The organism is Bradyrhizobium guangdongense (genome assembly GCF_006483445.1).
Classification (GTDB): domain Bacteria; phylum Pseudomonadota; class Alphaproteobacteria; order Rhizobiales; family Xanthobacteraceae; genus Bradyrhizobium; species Bradyrhizobium guangdongense_A.
This window is the reverse complement of record NZ_PPPT01000085.1, coordinates 1-17,357: the sequence shown is the minus strand read 5'-3', so window position 1 is coordinate 17,357 and position 17,357 is coordinate 1. Positions and strand designations below refer to the sequence as shown.

The window sequence follows — 17,357 nt, the reverse complement described above, 5'->3', positions numbered from 1 at the left end:
TTTTTCAGCAGACTGCTAGCGCGGATTCCGGGTGAGGGGGACTCTCCGCGAGTCCAACTCTTACCGCCCCCGGGGAGGCTCCCCCTCACCCCAACCCTCTCCCCGCAAGCGGGGCGAGGGGGAAGACAAACCGCCTACCCCCCTGATACCTTTACGAAACCGCCCTTCCCGCCCTTGATCGTGCGTTTGGGCGCGCCATCTGATACTGAGGAGCCACGCGCCGGCCTTGAACCGGCGACGTCCGGAGAAAACCATGTTCATTCAAACCGAAGCCACCCCCAATCCTGCCACGCTCAAATTCATTCCCGGCCGCGTCGTGGTCGACGGCAGCCCGATGGAGTTTTCGAGCCGCGAATCCGCCACCCGCTCGCCGCTCGCCGAAAAACTGTTCGAGGTGCCAGGCGTCACCAGCGTGTTTTACGGCAGCGACTTCATCACCGTGACCAAGGCGGGCGGTGGCGAGTGGCAGCAGCTGAAGCCCGCGATCCTCGGCGCAATCATGGAGCACTACATGTCCGGCGCGCCGCTGCTCGCCGGCGGCACCGTGACCGATGACGCCGATCTCGACGATGAAGACGAATTCTTCGACGAGGCTGATGCCGAAACGGTCGACATGATCAAAGACCTGATCGAGACCCGCGTACGGCCGGCGGTCGCCAATGACGGCGGCGACATCACCTTCCGCGGCTTCAAGGACGGTATCGTCTATCTCAACATGAAGGGCGCCTGCTCGGGCTGCCCGTCATCGACCGCGACACTCCAGCACGGTATCCAGAATTTGCTGAAGCACTTTGTGCCGGACGTGGTCGAAGTACGGCCGATGTGATTGCGCGACCGGCGCATCGATTTGAAATTGGTCATGCCCGGGCTTGTCCCGGGCATCCACGTTCTTGGGGGCCCCAAAGTCGTGGATGGCCGGGTCAAGCCCGGCCATGACGACCAGGACGATGATATGATCGATCCATGCTGATCCTTGCCATCGATACTGCGCTCGACGCCTCTTCGGCCGCCGTGCTTGATACGGACAACGCGCGGCTGATCGCCCGGGAATCGCTGCCGATGAAGCGCGGCCATGCCGAAGCGCTGATGCCGCTGATCGCGCGGGTGATGCAGGCGGCGCGTGTCGCCTTCACGGCGCTCGACCGCATCGCCGTCACCACCGGCCCCGGAAGCTTTACCGGATTGCGCGTCGGCATTTCGGCGGCGCGCGGGTTGGCGCTTGCCGCGAACAAGCCCGCCGTGGGTCTCACCACGCTGTCGGCCTATGCGGCCGCGATCGTCAGCCAGAACCGCGAGGCGCCGGTGATCTCCGCGATCGATGCGCGGCATGATCACGTCTATTTCCAGATCGTCGCCGGCGACGGCAGCCAATTGGTGCGGCCGAAGGTCGCCAGCATCGACGAAGCGATTGCGGCGTCGCAATTCGGCGCGCCGCATCTGGTCGGCAACGCCGCAAGGATTCTCGCCGACCGCTGGCCCAAGGACACGCCGCAACCGGTCGCCGTCGATGCAGAGGCCGCGCCCGACATCAATTGGGTGGCGTGGCTCGGGGCTGCCGCCGATCCGCAGGCAGCGCCCGCGCGTCCGTTTTATCTGCGCGCGCCCGATGCCAAGCCTGCGGCGCAGCCGCCGCTCGCCGTCGCGACCTCATGATGAACTGGCTGTCAAGTTGGTGGCGCGGCGGCACTGCCGTCGTCGAGCCAGCGAGCGCGCGCGATGCGGCGCGGCTGGCGCAGCTCCACGGCGCCTCGTTCGCGCGCGGCTGGGGCGAAGGCGAATTCGAGAGCATGATGAGCGAGCGCAACACGCTCGTGCAGCGCTTCAGGCTGGGCCGCAAGACGATCGGCTTTGCGGTGTCGCGGATCGGCGCGGACGAGGCCGAAATCCTCTCGATCGCGATCGATGCGGATTATCGCGGCCGCGGGCTCTCCCGCGCGCTGCTGTTGACCCATCTCGGCCACCTCGCCGGCCGCGGCGTCCGTACTATATTTCTGGAGGTCGAGGAGAATAACCAGCCGGCACGAAAGCTCTATGAACGCGTCGGATTCGTGGTGGTCGGGCGCCGCGAACGCTACTATAAGCAGCCGGACGGGGAACAGTTGAACGCGCTTCTGATGCGACGTGACTTGTCGTAACATCGGTGGCAGAAGGTGCTCCCGCAAGGCAGACCGACCATGACCGTTTTGAAACCGACCTCCTCCGCATCCAATGCGACCGGCATCGAGGCGCGCTGTGCCGCGACCGGCATGCGCATGACCGAGCAGCGGCGCGTCATCGCGCGGGTGCTGGCGGAGGCGGCAGATCACCCCGATGTCGAAGAGCTGTACCGGCGCTGCGTGGCGGTGGACGACAAGATCTCGATCTCGACGGTCTATCGAACGGTCAAGCTGTTCGAGGATGCCGGGATCATCGAGCGTCACGATTTTCGCGAGGGCCGCGCGCGCTATGAGCAGATGCGCGACAGCCATCACGACCACCTGATCAACCTGCGCGACGGCAAGGTGATCGAGTTCACCTCCGAAGAGATCGAGAAGCTGCAGGCCGAGATCGCCCGCAAGCTCGGCTACAAGCTGGTCGATCACCGGCTCGAGCTCTATTGCGTCCCGCTCGACGACGACAAATCGCAGAACTAGTGGCGATAGAACTCATCATCTTCGATTGCGACGGCGTTCTCGTCGACAGCGAGGTCATCTCCTGCCGCGCGCATGCGTCCGTGCTGACGCGCCACGGCTATCCGATCACGCCGGAGCAGGTGTTGGTCCGCTTCCTCGGCGTCAGCGATCGCGAGGCGCGCCAGATGGTCGAGGACGAGATCGGGCGCAAGCTCCCCGACGATCTCGAAGCCCAGATCAAGACGGCAACGCTGCAGTTCTATGCCGGCGAACTGCAGCCGATCACGCATGTCGCCACGGCGATTGCCGCGATCGACCTGCCGAAATGCGTGGCATCGAGCGGCACGCCGGAAAAAATCCGTCACGGCCTGGACTGCGCCGGGCTCTACGATCAGCTCGCGCCGCATATCTTCTCGGCGACGCAAGTGGCGCGCGGCAAGCCGGCGCCCGACCTGTTCCTGTTCGCGGCAGAGCAGATGAAAGCGGCGCCGGAAAATTGCCTCGTCATCGAGGACAGCGTCCCCGGCGTGACCGGCGCCCGGGCGGCCGGAATGACCGTGCTGGGCTTCCATGGCGGCAGCCACTGCCCGCCCGGCCACGGCGAAACCCTGCGCCGGGCCGGCGCCGGCCTGATTTTTGACGATATGCGGCAATTGCCGGATCTGGTCCGCCGGGTCGGAACCGAGGCGCTGGCGGGCTGATTCGGCCAAACCTCGTCATTCCGGGGAATCAAGGAGCGATGAACCCGGAATCCAGAGGTTTTCGGCGCGAGATTCCACAATTCGCAATTGCGAATCGGGGTTCGCGCTAGCGCGCGCCCCGGAATGACGATTGAAGGCGCCGCAATCGCTGGATTTTCCGCCGCCCAGCCTATATCTGAGGGCCGTTCCACCACAGATCCGGGTTCCATGACGCCGCCGCGCAAGCTGCACATCAAATCATATGGCTGCCAGATGAATGTCTACGATGCCCAGCGCATGGTGGACACGCTGGGTCCGGAAGGATTCGTGGAGACCGCAAGCGTGGAGGACGCCGACCTCGTCATCCTCAACACCTGCCACATCCGCGAAAAGGCCTCCGAAAAAGTCTATTCCGAGCTCGGCCGCCTGCGCGCGGCCAAGGACGAGGCGGCGCGCGGCGGTCGCACCATGCAGATCGCGGTGGCGGGCTGCGTGGCGCAGGCCGAGGGTGCGGAGATCGTGCGCCGCGCGCCGGTGGTCGACGTCGTGGTCGGACCGCAGAGCTATCACCATCTGCCTGAATTGCTGAAGCGCGCGACCAGCCAGGGCCGCGCGATCGAGACCGAGTTTCCGGCCGAGGACAAGTTCGGCTTCCTGGCGCAGCCCGAGCCGAAGGCGATCCGTGCGCGCGGCATCTCCGCCTTCGTCACCGTGCAGGAAGGCTGCGACAAGTTCTGCACCTTCTGCGTCGTGCCCTATACGCGCGGCTCCGAAGTGTCGCGCCCCGTTGCCAAGATCCTCGATGACGTGAAGCGGCTGGCGGATAACGGCGTGCGCGAGCTGACGCTGATCGGGCAGAACGTCAACGCCTATCACGGCGAAGGTCCGGACGGGCAAAGCTGGCCGCTCGGCAAGCTGCTCGAGCGCCTCGCACAGATTCCCGGCATCGCGCGTCTGCGCTACTCGACCAGCCACCCCCGCGACGTCGATGACAGTTTGATTGCGGCCCATCGCGATCTCGACGCCCTGATGCCGTTCGTGCATCTGCCGGTGCAATCGGGCTCGGACCGGATCCTGGCGGCCATGAACCGCAAACATACCGCCGATGACTATCGCCGTGTCATCGACCGTTTTCGGTCGGTGCGGCAAGACATTGCTTTTTCATCAGATTTTATCGTGGGCTTCCCCGGCGAAACCGAGGAAGATTTTCGCGCCACTCTCGCACTGGTCACACAAATCGGTTACGCTGCGGCCTACTCGTTCAAATATTCCGCCCGGCCGGGAACGCCGGCCGCGGACCTGCAGGAGACGGTGTCCCAAGTCGAGATGGACCAGCGATTGGAGCGGCTCCAGGAATTGATCGACAGCCAGCAATCGGCCTTCAATAAGGCTGCGATTGGCACAATTGTCGACGTGTTGTTCGAGCGCGAGGCGCGAAAGGAAGGCCAGATCGTCGGCCGCACCGCCTATCTGCAGCCCGCGCATGTGATGGCCTCATCGGACATCGTCGGAAAGATCCTGCCGGTCCGCATCGACAGCCTCGAACGCTACAGCCTGCTCGGCGAGCTCGCCACGCCGCCGGTCGCGCGCGTATCAGCTTTATCATCCATCGCCACTGGAGCCTGAACCCTTGCCAAAAAGCGCATCGGATTCGCCTTCCCTCGCTCCCAGCCGCAAATTTGACCGCGACATGCAAGTTCCGCCCGAAACCCAGGTCGTCATCGACTTCGACGACAACCGCGCCGCTTCCGCGCTGGTCGGCCCCTACGGCCAGAACCTCGCGCAGATCGAGCGTAGGCTCGGAGTCGTCGTCGATTCCAAGGGCAACCACATCACCATCGGCGGCAGCCGCGACGGCTGCGATGCCGCGCGGCGCGTGCTGGAGACGCTCTACGCGCAAGCCGTGAAGGGGCACGATCTCGACCAGGGCGAGGTCGAGGGCGCGATCCGCGCCGTGATCGCGCAGGGCTCGCTGTTCGAGTTCGACGCAAAGTCGCCCAAGACGGCGTTCGACAGCATCAATTTGCGCAAGCGTCCGGTGCGCGCCCGCACCGCAGCCCAGGACTCTTACATCCGTGCGCTGAAACGCCATGAGCTGGTGTTCGGCATCGGCCCGGCCGGCACCGGAAAGACCTGGCTTGCGGTCGCGCATGCCGCGCAAATGTTCGAGCGCAAGGAAGTCGACAAGATCATCCTGTCGCGTCCGGCGGTGGAAGCCGGCGAACGGCTCGGCTTCCTGCCCGGCGACCTGCGCGAAAAGGTCGATCCGTATCTGCGCCCGATCTACGACGCGCTCTACGATCTGATGGACGCGCGCATCGTCGAGCGCGCGCTGCAGAGCGGCGAGATCGAGATCGCACCGCTCGCCTTCATGCGCGGCCGCACGCTGACCAATGCCGTCATCATCCTCGACGAGGCGCAAAACACCACGTCGATGCAGATGAAGATGTTTTTGACGCGTCTCGGCGAGAACAGCCGCATGATCGTCACCGGCGACCCCTCGCAGATCGACCTGCCGAACGGCGCGACGTCGGGGCTTGCGGAAGCGACGCGCCTGCTCGGTGGCGTCGAAGGCATTGCACAGGTTCATTTCACCGCCGAGGACGTCATCCGCCACGAGCTCGTGGCGCGCATCGTTGCCGCCTATGAAGGCTCGCCGCAACGGCCGGCCGCCGGCAAGCCATAACGGGAAAACAGCGGGACAGACCGGGCGCACAGTCAGCGCCTTTCGTTCCTGATCACATCATGTCGCATCCCAACCTTCCCATGACCGAGGTTCTCGTCGTCGCCGATTGCTGGCAAAGCGAGCCCGATGCAGAAGCCGTGATCCAGCGCGCGATCGCGGCTGCCGCAGGCTCGGTCGACGACGACGTCGCCGAGGCCGAAGTAGCCGTGATGCTGACCGATGATCAGGGCATCCGCACCCTCAACAGCAACTGGCGCGGTATCGACAAGGCGACCAACGTGCTGTCGTTCCCAGCGCTGCAGCCGGAAGGCGCGCGCAAGCCGGGCGATGCGCCACGCATGCTCGGCGACATCGCGATCGCCTTTGAGACGATGCGGCGGGAAGCCGACGAGGAGCAAAAGCCGTTCGACCACCATTTGAGCCATCTCGCCGTGCACGGTTTTCTGCATCTGGTCGGCTACGACCATGAAAACGACGCCGACGCGGAGGAAATGGAAGCGCTCGAGCGAGACATCCTCGCCGAGCTCGGCATTCCCGATCCCTATGCCGACCGGCCGCGGGTGAACTGAGATGCCGGATTCCGAGCCGATCCACGACAATCCGCGCAACCCGCGCAATCTTCCGGCGGTGGTGCAGCCGGGCGAGGTCTTGCGCCCGACGGCGGAAGGCTGGCTGTTGCGCGCCATCCGCACGCTGTTCGGCTGGAAGGCGGGCTCTGTCCGCGAGGATCTCCAGGTCGTGCTCAACGCGACCACGCCCGACGATGCCGGTTTCTCCGCCGTCGAGCGCACCATGCTGCGCAACATCCTCAATCTGCATGAGCGCCGCATCGCCGACGTCATGGTGCATCGCGCCGACATCGTCGCGGTCAAGCGCGACATCCCGCTCGGCGAGTTGATGGACCGGTTCGAGAACGCCGGCCATTCGCGCTTCGTGGTCTACAACGAGACGCTCGACGACCCCGAAGGCATCGTCCACATCCGCGACCTCCTCACTTTCATGACTGCCAAGGCGCGGGTGTCGGAGACGACGAAGGCCAAGCGCAAGAAGCCGCTGCCTGCGGGCCTCGATCTGCGCGCGGTCGATCTCTCGCTGCCGCTCTCCGAGGCCAACATCATCCGCAAGCTGCTCTACGTGCCGCCCTCGATGCGGGCGATCGACCTGCTCGCGCAGATGCAGGCCTCGCGCATCCATCTGGCGCTCGTGGTCGACGAATATGGCGGCAGCGACGGGCTGGTCTCGCTCGAGGACATCGTCGAGCAGATCGTCGGCGAAATCGACGACGAGCACGACAGCGACGACGCGCCGTCGATCGTGCGCCTGCCCGACAACGCCTTCATCGCCGACGCCCGCGCCAGCCTCGACGACGTCCGCACCGTGATCGGCGAGGATTTCGTCACCGGCGAAGCCGGCGAGGAGGTCGAGACGCTCGGCGGCTATCTGGTCAGCCATGTCGGCCGTCTGCCGGTGCGCGGCGAGGTGATCTCCGGTCCCGGCAATTACGAGGTCGAGGTGCTCGACGCCGACCCGCGCCGGGTCAAGCGCCTGCGAATCGCACCGCGGAAGGAGCGGCCGGCGCCGCGCACCCAGCGCGAGAGCCGCCGCCGCGAGACGCCGTCCGACACCAGCCCGCCGCCATCCGGCGACACGCCCGCTCCGCCGCCCAGCGACGGGGCCGGCCCGCAGTGACGATTCCCACCAAGCTCCGCACCGTCGCGCTCGCCATCATCCTGACCTGGGGATGGAAGCGTGCGCTCATTGCGATGGCGTGCGGCGCCCTGTCGGTGCTGGCGCTGGCGCCGTTCAACGCCTGGCCGGTGCTGTTTCTGACCTTCCCGGTCCTGGTCTGGCTGATCGACGGCGCCGGCGCCGGAAAACTCGGCGGTATTCCGGCGGCGGCCCTGACCGGCTACTGGTTCGGGCTCGGCTATTTCGTCCCCGGCCTTTACTGGATCGGCTACGCCTTCTTCGTCGACGCCCAGACCTTTGCCTGGCTGACGCCCTTCGCCGTGCTCGGCCTGCCCGCTTATCTCGCGATCTTCCCGGCACTGGGCTTTGCGCTGGCGCGGCTGCTCTGGACCAAGGACGCCGCGCGCATCCTCGCGCTGGCGGCGAGCCTCACCATCAGCGAATGGCTGCGCGGCCACGCGCTGACCGGCTTCCCCTGGAACGCCTATGGCTATGCGCTGTCGGAACCGCTTCCGCTCGCGCAGACGGCCTCGCTGATCGGGCTGTGGGGCATGACGTTCCTGACCGTCGCGATCTTTGCGAGTCCGGCGGCGCTGATCGACCGCACGTCAGACCGGCAAATGCCGTGGCGCGCGCCCGTCGCGGCCGTCGCGCTGCTGGTCGTGATGGGAATCTTCGGGGCGATCCGGCTGTCGCTGCATCCGACCGCGATGGTGGCGGGCACGAAGCTGCGGCTGATGCAGCCGAACCTGCAGCAGGACGCCAAGTTCAACTACTCTGCGAAGGCAGAGGTGATGAAGAAATACCTCGCGCTGTCCGATCGCGCCGCGGGGCCCCAATCGACCGGGGTCAGCGACGCCACGATCCTCATTTGGCCGGAATCCGCCTTTCCGTTCTTCCTGACCCGTGAAGCCGACGCGATGGCACAGATCGCAGATCTCCTGCCCAAGGGGACCGTGCTGATCACGGGATCGGTCCGCGCGCCGGACCTGCCGCCGGGCAAGCCGATCACGCGCGCCTATAACTCGATCTACGTCATCGACCATGACGGTAGCGTGCTCGCGGTCTACGACAAGCTGCATCTGGTCCCGTTCGGCGAATTCCTGCCCTTCCAGGACCTGATGGAAAAGCTCGGCTTCGAGCAATTGACGCGGGTGCAGGGCGGCTTCATCCCGGGCAACGTGCGCCATGCCCTGCCGGTACCGCGTGCGCCCCGCGCACTGCCGCTGATCTGCTACGAGGCGATCTTTCCCGGCGACGTGGCCGGCCGCGAGGAGCGGCCCGGCTGGATCATCAACCTGACCAATGACGGCTGGTTCGGAATCTCGACCGGCCCCTACCAGCACATGGAGCAGGCAAGGATGCGCGCCATCGAGCTCGGCCTGCCGCTGGTCCGCTCCGCCAACACCGGCATCTCAGCGGTGGTCGACCCCGTCGGCCGGACCGTCGCCAGCCTCGGCCTCGGCCTGGAGGGCATTTTGGATGCAAGCCTGCCCGCGGCAATTTCGCCGACGGTCTACGCCCGCGTTGGCGACATCCCGGCGGCCATCATTGTCGCGCTGGCCATCATCTTCGCAGTGCGGCGGCGCGTTGCCATGCGGCGGCCGTAATTGCCGAATTCCGCGACCGGAAGTCTTTGACAACCGTAATCCCACGGTTGACAGACCGTCGCCGCCCTCCGCATTCTGACACCGCTGCAAAAAGACAGCGACGCATTGCTAAATTTCTCCGCAATGTTTGCCATAAATTGCGAATGAGGTTTTGACGCCGTTGTCACCTTGGGCATTCCTACTTGTGCCGAAGGCCGTGTGTGGGGGGTGGAGACATGTCGAAAGCGCCCAACCCTGTTGACAAATATGTCGGCAGCCGCGTGCGTATGCGCCGCATCATGTTGGGCATGAGCCAGGAGAAGCTTGGCGAAGCGCTTGGCCTGACATTCCAGCAGATCCAGAAATACGAGAAGGGCACCAACCGCGTCGGCGCGAGCCGCATCCAGCAGATCGCCGAAATCCTGCAGGTGCCGGTGTCGTTCCTGTTCGAGGGCGGACCGAGCGGCGTGGCCGGGACGGATGGTTTTGCCGAAGGCGCCTCGCCCGCTTACGTCTCCGATTTCCTTGCGACCTCCGAAGGCCTCGCGTTGACGAAGGCGTTCACGCGAATCACCGACTCCAAGCTGCGCCGCTCGATCGTCGATCTCGTCGAGCAGATCGCGGCCCGCGAAGGTCCCGACAAGCGGTGATGTGCGCTTGGCGCCTCCCCAGGGTTTGAGACGACGTCAAATCTGGCCTATGCCGACGTTGGCCGCGCGCGTATAAGGCGCGCTTCCCGATGATCGACTTAAACTTCCGAGGCGTAGGCGCCCCATGCCATCAAGCAAGAATCCGTTCGACACCGCCGCCATGCTCGAGGGTATCAGGCAGTGGGTCGAGATCGAGACGCCGACCGATACGCCGGAGCAGGTCAACAGACTGACCACGCTGGTTGCGGATCACTACCGCGACCTGCCGGTGACACTGGAACGTGTCGCAGGCGTGGATGGCTGCGGCGATCATCTCGTGGCGCGCTCGACCTGGGGCCAGGACAAGCCCGGCATCCTCGTGCTCAGCCATCTCGACACCGTGCATCCCATGGGTTTCATCGAGCGGCTGCCATTTCGCATCGACGGCGACAGCGCGTTCGGCCCGGGGATCTACGACATGAAGGGCGGCGCCTATATCGCGCATCACGCCTTCCGCCGGCTCTGCGACACCGCGGAGCGCTCTCCGCTCGGCATCACCCATATGTTCACCTCGGACGAGGAGATCGGCAGCCCCACGTCGCGCAAGCTGATCGAGGCCGAGGGCCGCAAGGCGAAGTACGTGCTGGTGACGGAGCCGGCGCGCGACGGCGGCAAGATCGTCACCGGACGCAAGGGCGTCGGCCGTTTCGAAGTCTTCATCAAGGGCGTGCCTGCGCATGCCGGCACGCGGCCCGAGGATGGACGCAGCGCGATCCGCGAGCTCGCCAACGTGATCCACGCGCTCGAAGGCATGAACGACCTGACGCGCGGTGTCACCGTCAATGTCGGCGTCGTGCGCGGCGGCACGCGGCCCAACGTCACGCCGGAAGAGGCCTATGCCGAAGTCGATCTGCGCGTGCCGAGCATTGCCGACTCCGACGAGTTCGTCGCGAAGATTCTCGGACTGACGTCGAAGACTGAAGGCGTGACGGTCAAGGTTACAGGCGAGCTCAATCGTCCGCCTTACGAGAAGAGCAATTCCGGCGCCTCGCTCTATGAGCATGCAAAAGGCCTTGCCGCCGAGCTTGGCTTCGACCTGATCGACACCCACACCGGCGGCGGCTCCGACGGCAATTTCACGGCGGCCCACACCGGCACGCTCGACGGGCTCGGGGTCGACGGCAAGGGCGCGCATACCCACATCGAGCAGCTCTACATATCCTCGCTCGAGCCGCGGGCGCGGCTGCTCTACCGGCTCTACCAGACGCTGCGATGAACGAACGCAAATCAGACGCGAGCCGCGCCGACGACGAGCGGGCCTTCTTCGGCCGCCGCAAGGGGCACAAGCTCAGGCAGCATCAGGCTGACCTGGTCGAGAACCTGCTGCCGCATCTCGCGCTCGACATTTCCAGCGCAGCACCTGCGGATGCGCACGAGATCTTCGATCCCAAGGCGGACGAGCTGCGGCTCGAGATCGGCTTTGGCGGCGGCGAGCATCTGGTCGCGGAAGCGCAGGCGTTTCCGGCGACCGGCTTCATCGGCTGCGAACCCTATATCAACGGCATGGCCAAAATCCTCGCGCAGATCGAGGCCGGCAATATCGGCAATGTCCGCCTGTTCGCAGGCGACGCCGCCGAGCTGCTGGCCTGGCTGCCGAAGGCGGCGCTGTCGCGGCTCGACCTGATCCATCCCGATCCCTGGCCGAAGCGGCGGCACTGGAAGCGGCGCTTCGTCCAGGACAAGACCATCGCTGCGATGGCCCGCGTGATCAGAAGCGGCGGCGAATTCCGTTTCGTCTGCGACATCGACGATTACGTCGCCTGGACGCTGTCGCACATGGCGCGCTCGCCCGACTTCACCTGGCTCGCCGGGCGCGCCGACGACTTCCGCCTGCCCTGGGACGGCTACACGATGACGCGCTACGGCCGGAAGGCCGCGCGCGAGGGACGCAAGGCGGCGTATCTGCGGTTCCGCAGGGTCTAGGCGGCTCGGCCGGGCCATTTTTCGAGCGTCCGGAAAATGACGTCGAAAACAACCCCATGCACAGTAGAAATGGCGGCAGGCGGCAAGGCTACTGATTTTACGAATTTCGCTTGACCCGTCGGGCAAATCAGTGGTATATCTCTATCATCGGCCAGACCGCCCGAAGTCGCTCGCAGCGGCTCCGTCATCAAGCCCGGGCATGACGAGTTTGGGACGCGACGCCCGACGAACCTACTGCTTCACTTCCGCCATCCGCGCCTTCTTCACGTCGGTCGCTTCCCACACCATGCGCTTGCCGCGTTCGCGGCCCAGGAGTTCGATCGGGTCGTGGTTGTCGATGTGGCCGAACTGCCCCTTGTAGACGCTGTAGCCGCAGAGCTCCTGGAGCCGCCGGGGAAAACGCATCGCGGTGTCGCGGGGGATGCCGAGCTGCAGGTTCTCCTGCTGCCGCATCCAGCCCCAGCAATAGGCGCAGGAGAATGCAAAACGGCGCTCGCTGGAGACGTTGGCGCCGCCGGCATGCCACAGCGCACTGTCGAACAGCATGACGCTGCCGGCCGGCATGGTCGCCGTGACCGCATCGTACTCCTTGCCGTATTCGGGCGAGCGATCGAATTTGTGGCTGCCCGGCACGATGCGCGTCGCGCCATTGTCGTCGCGGAAATCGGACAGCGCCCAGATGGCATTGATGGTGATCGGGATGTGCGGCCGCGGCAGCGGAATGAGCTGGGTGTCCTCGTGCATCGGCTGCGCCTCCTGCCCGGGGCCGAGCACCAGCGAGCAGAACGACGAGAGCAGGCACTCCTTGTCGAGCACACGCTCGACGACCGGCAGCACGTTGTCGTGCAGCGGCACCTCCCAGAACAGGTCGTCATAGGTCAGGAGATTGTTGACGCGGAGCGTCTTGAAGCCTTCGAACGATGTCCTGGCGGGACCGAGATCGTGTTCGCGCTCGATGCGCAACACCGCCTGCTTGAGGCCTTCGACCAGCGTTGCGTCGGCCGCGCGCTCGATCACGGTATAGCCGTCGTCGCGGATTCGCTGTGCGTGCGCCTCGATCGTCGCCTCATCAAGCATCATAGTCTCCCTGCCCGGCGCTGTGCCGCGCCTTCAGGCAGGAGGATAGACTGTCGGGAAGCGACTTGTGAAGCGGTTCAGATGGTCTGGCGGGTGCGCCAGAAATTCACGACACGTTCGGCCGTGGAGGGCATCAGCTTGGTGAAATTCACGCGGGCGGCCTCGATGTCCGCATCGGCCGGCGTGCGCTGCGGCCCGTACCACAACAGGATCAGGGCGCGCACCGTGGGCCAGCCCAGATTCTTCATGCGGCCGAGGATCAGGATCGGATCGTAGCGGTCGCCGGCGATCAGGCGGTCGAGCACCGACAGCTTGACGCCCGACATCGCCGAGAGTGTCGCGACCGCTTCCTCGTATTTGTGCGCCTTGGCAAAGCCGAGCAGCGCGCTCTCGCCGAGATGGCCGTCGCGATGCAGGTTCAGCACCGTGCGCTGGGCGTCGGTATAATCGCGCCGCGGTCCCGGCGGCAGGGAGGCCTCCTCCATCTCGGTCATCGCGCGGCGGATTTCCATCTGGCGCGCCGGCTTGACCACTTCGGTGAGGCGGCGACGGATGACGTCGAGCGTGCCGCCGAGCAGGTCCTTCAACTGGTCGCCGGAAAGATCGTCGCGCTGGCCGATCTTGAGCGTCAGCACGCCATCCTTGGAAGCGCGCTTGATCAGCTCGGAATATCCGCCCGGCGAAAATTTTGCGCCGGCATTGCCGGCGGCACGACGTACCACGTCGCGATCGCCGCGCTCGACCAGCACGTCGGTGAGGTTGGCCGACAATGCGTTCCGCTCGGTCATCGCCAGCAGATGGCCCTGCCCCTTGAAGCGGGCGATCTCGAGCAGCGCCGCCTCGTCCAGCACAGGCGAACGGCGCAGCACGGGGGCCGCGACCTGGATTTCATTCTCGCGCGCGAGCTGGCCAATGAGATGGCGCGGCGCGTTGCCGACCTTGGAGAAGCGCTCGGCGAGATCGATGCGCGCGGCAAGCTCGGCATGCGGCACGAGGTCGATCAGGAGATTGTCGAAGAGATCGACGAGGTCAGGGCGGAGCTTTGCGGCGTCCGCGAAAAACAGATCGGCGATGGCGCGCGCGATATCGCTGCGCTTGCGCAAATCGCCGCGCCTGACGATCTCGTCCAGTCCGGGAATGAGCGACGTGGCTACGGTCATGGAACGCAAACTCGGAAAGGACACGCCGTGGGTACACAAGGAGGGCCAAAGTGCACCGCCAGCAGGCAATTTAGGCCCGCTTGATGAAGGAAGGGTTAGGCCGGGGACCGCATAAAAAGGGCCCTTGCCCACCCACCGGGCCTTGTCGGCCCCAGCGAAAAGCGCTATATCCGCGCCAACTTATCTTCTCATACGATCGGTATTGAGAGTGGGCCCGGAAGGACCCGCTCTTTTTTATTACCTGCGTCCAGATGCGCTCGGGCGGCCACGGGAACCGATCCGTGAGTTCCGTAAGCCGAGCCGTCAACCAAGCGTTAACCATCGAGCGTCCTTGACCCTGGATATGACTGAACCGACCCCTGGTTCCGATGATGCCGACCTGCTGGCCGAACCCCGGCTGGTGGTCGAGCCCGGCGTGGCTGCGCGGGTGTCCGCGATCGCGGCCCCCGTGCTCCAGGGCATGGGCTATCGGCTGGTGCGGATCCGGATCTCCGGGGAAGCCGGCTGCACCGTCCAGGTCATGGCGGAGCGCCCGGACGGCTCGATGCAGCTCGAGGATTGCGAAGCGATCTCGCGCGCATTGTCGCCGGTGCTCGACGTCGCCGACCCCATCGATCGCGCCTACCGGCTGGAAATTTCGTCGCCCGGAATCGACCGTCCCCTGGTGCGCCGCTCCGATTTCGAGCGCCATCTCGGCCATCTCGTGAAGATCGAAATGGCGGTCGCCCATGACGGGCGGAAGCGCTTTCGTGGTACGATCGCAGCCGTCGACGGCGACCGCGTCAAGATTACGCGCGACGACATCAAGTCCGGCGACGAGGCCGATGTCCTCCTCACGATGGAAGACATCGCCGAGGCCCGGCTGGTTTTGACGGATGAGCTGATCGCGGCCTCGATGCGTCGCGGCAAGGCCCAGGCGCGCGAGCTGCGCCGGGATCTCGGACTCGAGGCGCCTGCTGCGCCACACGCCGAGATCAGCGCGAAGACGACCAAGAACACCAGGCCGAAGAAGAAGCCGGCCCCGACCAACACGAAGAAACATCGCCTTGCCGCCGAACGGGCGCGGCGCGGCGAGATCGAGCCTGACGAAGGAGACTAGCCATGGCAGTCAGCGCCAATCGACTTGAACTGCTGCAGATCGCCGACGCCGTCGCACGCGAGAAATCGATCGACCGCGGCATCGTCATCGCCGCGATGGAAGATGCCATCGCCAAGGCGGCCCGCGCGCGTTACGGCAGCGAAACTGACGTTCACGCCGAAATCGACCCCAAGAAGGGCGAGCTCCGCCTGTCGCGCCACATGCTGGTCGTCGACAAGGTCGAGAACCACTCCAACCAGATTTCGCTGGTCGACGCGCAGCGCGCCAACCCCGGCGCCCAGGTCGGCGACACCATCGCCGATACGCTGCCGCCGCTGGAATATGGCCGCATCGCCGCGCAGTCGGCCAAGCAGGTCATCGTACAGAAGGTGCGCGAGGCCGAGCGTGACCGGCAGTACCAGGAATTCAAGGATCGCATCGGCGACATCGTCAACGGCGTCGTCAAGCGCGTCGAATATGGCAGCGTGATCGTCGATCTCGGCCGCGGCGAAGCCATCATCCGCCGCGACGAGATGCTGCCGCGCGAAGTGTTCCGCAACGGCGACCGCGTCCGCGCCTACATCTTCGACGTCCGCCGCGAGACGAGAGGCCCGCAGATCTTCCTGTCCCGCACCCATCCGCAGTTCATGGCAAAGCTGTTCGCGCAGGAAGTGCCTGAAATCTATGACGGCATCGTCGAGATCAAGGCTGTGGCCCGCGACCCCGGCTCGCGCGCGAAAATCGGCGTTATTTCCCGGGATTCCTCGGTGGATCCGGTCGGCGCCTGCGTCGGTATGCGCGGTTCGCGCGTGCAGGCCGTGGTGAACGAGCTGCAGGGCGAGAAGATCGACATCATTCCGTGGTCGCCCGACATCGCGACCTTCGTGGTCAACGCGCTGGCGCCCGCCGAAGTCTCCAAGGTCGTCATCGACGAAGACCGCGAGCGTATCGAGGTCGTGGTGCCCGACACCAACAACCAGCTCTCGCTGGCGATCGGCCGCCGCGGCCAGAACGTGCGCCTGGCCTCGCAGCTCACCGGCTGGGATATCGACATCCTGACCGAGCAGGAGGAATCGGAGCGCCGCCAGGCCGACTTCGAGAACTCCACCCGCGTGTTCATGGAATCGCTCAACGTCGACGAAGTGGTCGGCCAGTTGCTCGCGTCCGAAGGCTTCACCTCGGTCGAGGAGCTCGCGATGGTCGACATCAAGGAGCTCGCCGGCATCGAGGGCTTTGACGAGGAGACCGCGCAGGAGCTGCAGAATCGCGCCCGCGAATATCTGGAGCAGCAGGAAGCCGAGCTCGAAGCCCGCCGCAAGGAGCTGGGCGTCGAGGACGCGGTCAAGGACGTGCCCGGCGTGACCTCGAAGATGCTGGTCAAGTTCGGCGAGAACGGCATCAAGACGGTCGAGGACCTCGCCGGCTGCGCCACCGACGATCTGGTCGGCTGGACCGAGCGCAAGGAAGGTGGCGAGTCCACCAAATTCCCGGGTGCGCTCGACGGCATCGACATCACCCGCGACGACGCCGAAGCGATGATCATGCAGGCCCGCGTCAAGGCCGGCTGGATCACCGAGGCCGATCTGGCCAAGCCCAGCGAGGACGCTGAGGCCGCCGAAGATCAGCCGGCTTAAGGGCGAAGGAGGATGTCACCCGGATGCTCGCCAGCACTGACAGCGAACTCGACCAGGGACCGCGGACCGGCAAGTCCGCGACCATGCGGATGTGCGCGGTCAGTCGCGAGGTGCGTCCGATCGACGAGCTGATCCGCTTCGTCGTTTCGCCCGCAGGCGACATCGTTCCCGACCTCAAGCGCAAGCTGCCGGGACGGGGGATGTGGGTGACCGCCTCGCACAAGGTGGTTGCGGAAGCCGTCCGCCGTCACCAATTCAGCAAGGCCTTCAAGCGCGACCTGCGCACCCCGCCGACGCTGCCGTCCGATATCGAAGCCCTCCTGGTCCGGAGCGTGACCGAGGCGCTGGCGATTGCCGCCAAAGCCGGCCAGGTCGTGGCCGGGTTTGGCAAGGTCGAAGGCGCCTTGAAGGAGGGAACGGCCGAGGTCCTGATCCACGCAAGTGACGGGGCCGATGACGGAATCCGCAAATTGGACGCAACTGCGCGGCAAAATGCCGGGAATTTGCGCCTTGCGGCCGCGATTCCCGGCATTTTGCCGC

At 65.4% G+C, this 17,357-nt stretch carries 18 protein-coding genes; 16 read left to right on the top strand and 2 right to left on the bottom strand.

Annotation, left to right across the window (positions count from 1 at the left end):
- Window positions 1-253 precede the first annotated feature (253 nt).
- From C2U70_RS12180 to C2U70_RS12120, 13 genes are all read left to right on the top strand, one after another.
- Window positions 254-826 carry a NifU family protein gene (locus tag C2U70_RS12180; RefSeq protein ID WP_140978257.1) on the top strand — a complete coding sequence of 191 codons (573 nt, stop codon included), beginning with the start codon at window positions 254-256 and terminating at the stop codon, window positions 824-826.
- A 137-nt stretch (window positions 827-963) separates the two neighbouring features.
- On the top strand, window positions 964-1,653 hold the full coding sequence (gene tsaB, locus C2U70_RS12175) for a tRNA (adenosine(37)-N6)-threonylcarbamoyltransferase complex dimerization subunit type 1 TsaB (protein ID WP_140978256.1): 690 nt from the start codon (window positions 964-966) through the stop codon (window positions 1,651-1,653).
- Window positions 1,650-2,135 carry a ribosomal protein S18-alanine N-acetyltransferase gene (gene rimI, locus C2U70_RS12170; protein WP_140978255.1) on the top strand — a complete coding sequence of 162 codons (486 nt, stop codon included), beginning with the start codon at window positions 1,650-1,652 and terminating at the stop codon, window positions 2,133-2,135. Before tsaB ends, rimI begins: the two co-directional genes overlap by 4 nt.
- Before the next feature lie 39 nt (window positions 2,136-2,174).
- On the top strand, window positions 2,175-2,633 hold the full coding sequence (locus C2U70_RS12165; protein WP_140978254.1) for a Fur family transcriptional regulator: 459 nt from the start codon (window positions 2,175-2,177) through the stop codon (window positions 2,631-2,633).
- The gene (locus tag C2U70_RS12160) at window positions 2,633-3,313 is read left to right on the top strand and encodes an HAD family hydrolase (protein ID WP_140978253.1); all 681 of its coding nucleotides are present in this window, start codon (window positions 2,633-2,635) and stop codon (window positions 3,311-3,313) included. The genes C2U70_RS12165 and C2U70_RS12160 overlap by 1 nt, the downstream gene beginning before the upstream one ends.
- 207 nt (window positions 3,314-3,520) lie before the next feature.
- On the top strand, window positions 3,521-4,918 hold the full coding sequence (gene miaB / locus C2U70_RS12155; protein WP_140978252.1) for a tRNA (N6-isopentenyl adenosine(37)-C2)-methylthiotransferase MiaB: 1,398 nt from the start codon (window positions 3,521-3,523) through the stop codon (window positions 4,916-4,918).
- 64 nt (window positions 4,919-4,982) lie between these two features.
- A complete protein-coding gene (locus C2U70_RS12150) occupies window positions 4,983-5,978 on the top strand; it encodes a PhoH family protein (protein ID WP_140978251.1) in 996 nt (331 codons plus the stop codon).
- Between the two features lie 59 nt (window positions 5,979-6,037).
- Window positions 6,038-6,547 carry an rRNA maturation RNase YbeY gene (gene ybeY, locus C2U70_RS12145; RefSeq protein WP_140978250.1) on the top strand — a complete coding sequence of 170 codons (510 nt, stop codon included), beginning with the start codon at window positions 6,038-6,040 and terminating at the stop codon, window positions 6,545-6,547.
- Between the two features lies 1 nt (window position 6,548).
- Window positions 6,549-7,667, top strand: coding sequence for a hemolysin family protein (locus C2U70_RS12140; RefSeq protein WP_140978249.1), 1,119 nt, complete (start codon window positions 6,549-6,551; stop codon window positions 7,665-7,667).
- On the top strand, window positions 7,664-9,277 hold the full coding sequence (gene lnt / locus C2U70_RS12135; RefSeq protein WP_140978248.1) for an apolipoprotein N-acyltransferase: 1,614 nt from the start codon (window positions 7,664-7,666) through the stop codon (window positions 9,275-9,277). Before C2U70_RS12140 ends, lnt begins: the two co-directional genes overlap by 4 nt.
- A 215-nt stretch (window positions 9,278-9,492) precedes the next feature.
- A complete protein-coding gene (locus C2U70_RS12130) occupies window positions 9,493-9,906 on the top strand; it encodes a helix-turn-helix domain-containing protein (RefSeq protein ID WP_140978247.1) in 414 nt (137 codons plus the stop codon).
- A 124-nt stretch (window positions 9,907-10,030) separates the two neighbouring features.
- On the top strand, window positions 10,031-11,161 hold the full coding sequence (locus tag C2U70_RS12125; protein ID WP_140978246.1) for a M20 family metallopeptidase: 1,131 nt from the start codon (window positions 10,031-10,033) through the stop codon (window positions 11,159-11,161).
- Window positions 11,158-11,868, top strand: a complete 711-nt coding sequence (locus C2U70_RS12120; protein ID WP_140978245.1) for a tRNA (guanine(46)-N(7))-methyltransferase TrmB — start codon at window positions 11,158-11,160, stop codon at window positions 11,866-11,868. The genes C2U70_RS12125 and C2U70_RS12120 overlap by 4 nt, the downstream gene beginning before the upstream one ends.
- Before the next feature lie 231 nt (window positions 11,869-12,099).
- Here C2U70_RS12120 and C2U70_RS12115 read toward each other — a convergent pair whose 3' ends face one another.
- Together C2U70_RS12115 and C2U70_RS12110 are read right to left on the bottom strand one after the other, a co-directional pair.
- Entirely contained in the window at window positions 12,100-12,945 is an 846-nt protein-coding gene (locus tag C2U70_RS12115; RefSeq protein ID WP_140978244.1) for a phytanoyl-CoA dioxygenase family protein, read from the bottom strand.
- 77 nt (window positions 12,946-13,022) lie between these two features.
- Complete coding sequence (locus C2U70_RS12110; RefSeq protein WP_140978243.1) at window positions 13,023-14,105, bottom strand: DUF2336 domain-containing protein; 1,083 nt, start codon at window positions 14,103-14,105, stop codon at window positions 13,023-13,025.
- A gap of 343 nt (window positions 14,106-14,448) precedes the next feature.
- Between C2U70_RS12110 and rimP the strand changes: the two genes are divergently transcribed.
- From rimP to C2U70_RS12095, 3 genes are all read left to right on the top strand, one after another.
- Window positions 14,449-15,204, top strand: coding sequence for a ribosome maturation factor RimP (gene rimP / locus C2U70_RS12105; protein WP_140978242.1), 756 nt, complete (start codon window positions 14,449-14,451; stop codon window positions 15,202-15,204).
- A 2-nt stretch (window positions 15,205-15,206) separates the two neighbouring features.
- Window positions 15,207-16,817 carry a transcription termination factor NusA gene (gene nusA / locus C2U70_RS12100; RefSeq protein ID WP_140978241.1) on the top strand — a complete coding sequence of 537 codons (1,611 nt, stop codon included), beginning with the start codon at window positions 15,207-15,209 and terminating at the stop codon, window positions 16,815-16,817.
- A gap of 23 nt (window positions 16,818-16,840) precedes the next feature.
- On the top strand, window positions 16,841-17,357 hold a 517-nt coding region (locus C2U70_RS12095), incomplete at its 3' end, for an RNA-binding protein (protein WP_140978240.1).

What these genes read in the sequence shown, in the direction of transcription:
- C2U70_RS12130 (WP_140978247.1), top strand. Translation starts at nt 9,493, where the DNA reads ATGTCGAAAGCGCCCAACCCTGTTGACAAATATGTCGGCAGCCGCGTG.
- C2U70_RS12125 (WP_140978246.1), top strand. Translation starts at nt 10,031, where the DNA reads ATGCCATCAAGCAAGAATCCGTTCGACACCGCCGCCATGCTCGAGGGT.
- C2U70_RS12115 (WP_140978244.1), bottom strand. Translation starts at nt 12,945, where the DNA reads ATGCTTGATGAGGCGACGATCGAGGCGCACGCACAGCGAATCCGCGAC.
- C2U70_RS12180 (WP_140978257.1), top strand. Translation starts at nt 254, where the DNA reads ATGTTCATTCAAACCGAAGCCACCCCCAATCCTGCCACGCTCAAATTC.
- ybeY (WP_140978250.1), top strand. Translation starts at nt 6,038, where the DNA reads ATGTCGCATCCCAACCTTCCCATGACCGAGGTTCTCGTCGTCGCCGAT.
- rimI (WP_140978255.1), top strand. Translation starts at nt 1,650, where the DNA reads ATGATGAACTGGCTGTCAAGTTGGTGGCGCGGCGGCACTGCCGTCGTC.
- C2U70_RS12165 (WP_140978254.1), top strand. Translation starts at nt 2,175, where the DNA reads ATGACCGTTTTGAAACCGACCTCCTCCGCATCCAATGCGACCGGCATC.
- C2U70_RS12120 (WP_140978245.1), top strand. Translation starts at nt 11,158, where the DNA reads ATGAACGAACGCAAATCAGACGCGAGCCGCGCCGACGACGAGCGGGCC.
- C2U70_RS12150 (WP_140978251.1), top strand. Translation starts at nt 4,983, where the DNA reads ATGCAAGTTCCGCCCGAAACCCAGGTCGTCATCGACTTCGACGACAAC.
- rimP (WP_140978242.1), top strand. Translation starts at nt 14,449, where the DNA reads ATGACTGAACCGACCCCTGGTTCCGATGATGCCGACCTGCTGGCCGAA.
- tsaB (WP_140978256.1), top strand. Translation starts at nt 964, where the DNA reads ATGCTGATCCTTGCCATCGATACTGCGCTCGACGCCTCTTCGGCCGCC.
- C2U70_RS12140 (WP_140978249.1), top strand. Translation starts at nt 6,549, where the DNA reads ATGCCGGATTCCGAGCCGATCCACGACAATCCGCGCAACCCGCGCAAT.
- nusA (WP_140978241.1), top strand. Translation starts at nt 15,207, where the DNA reads ATGGCAGTCAGCGCCAATCGACTTGAACTGCTGCAGATCGCCGACGCC.
- C2U70_RS12110 (WP_140978243.1), bottom strand. Translation starts at nt 14,105, where the DNA reads ATGACCGTAGCCACGTCGCTCATTCCCGGACTGGACGAGATCGTCAGG.
- miaB (WP_140978252.1), top strand. Translation starts at nt 3,521, where the DNA reads ATGACGCCGCCGCGCAAGCTGCACATCAAATCATATGGCTGCCAGATG.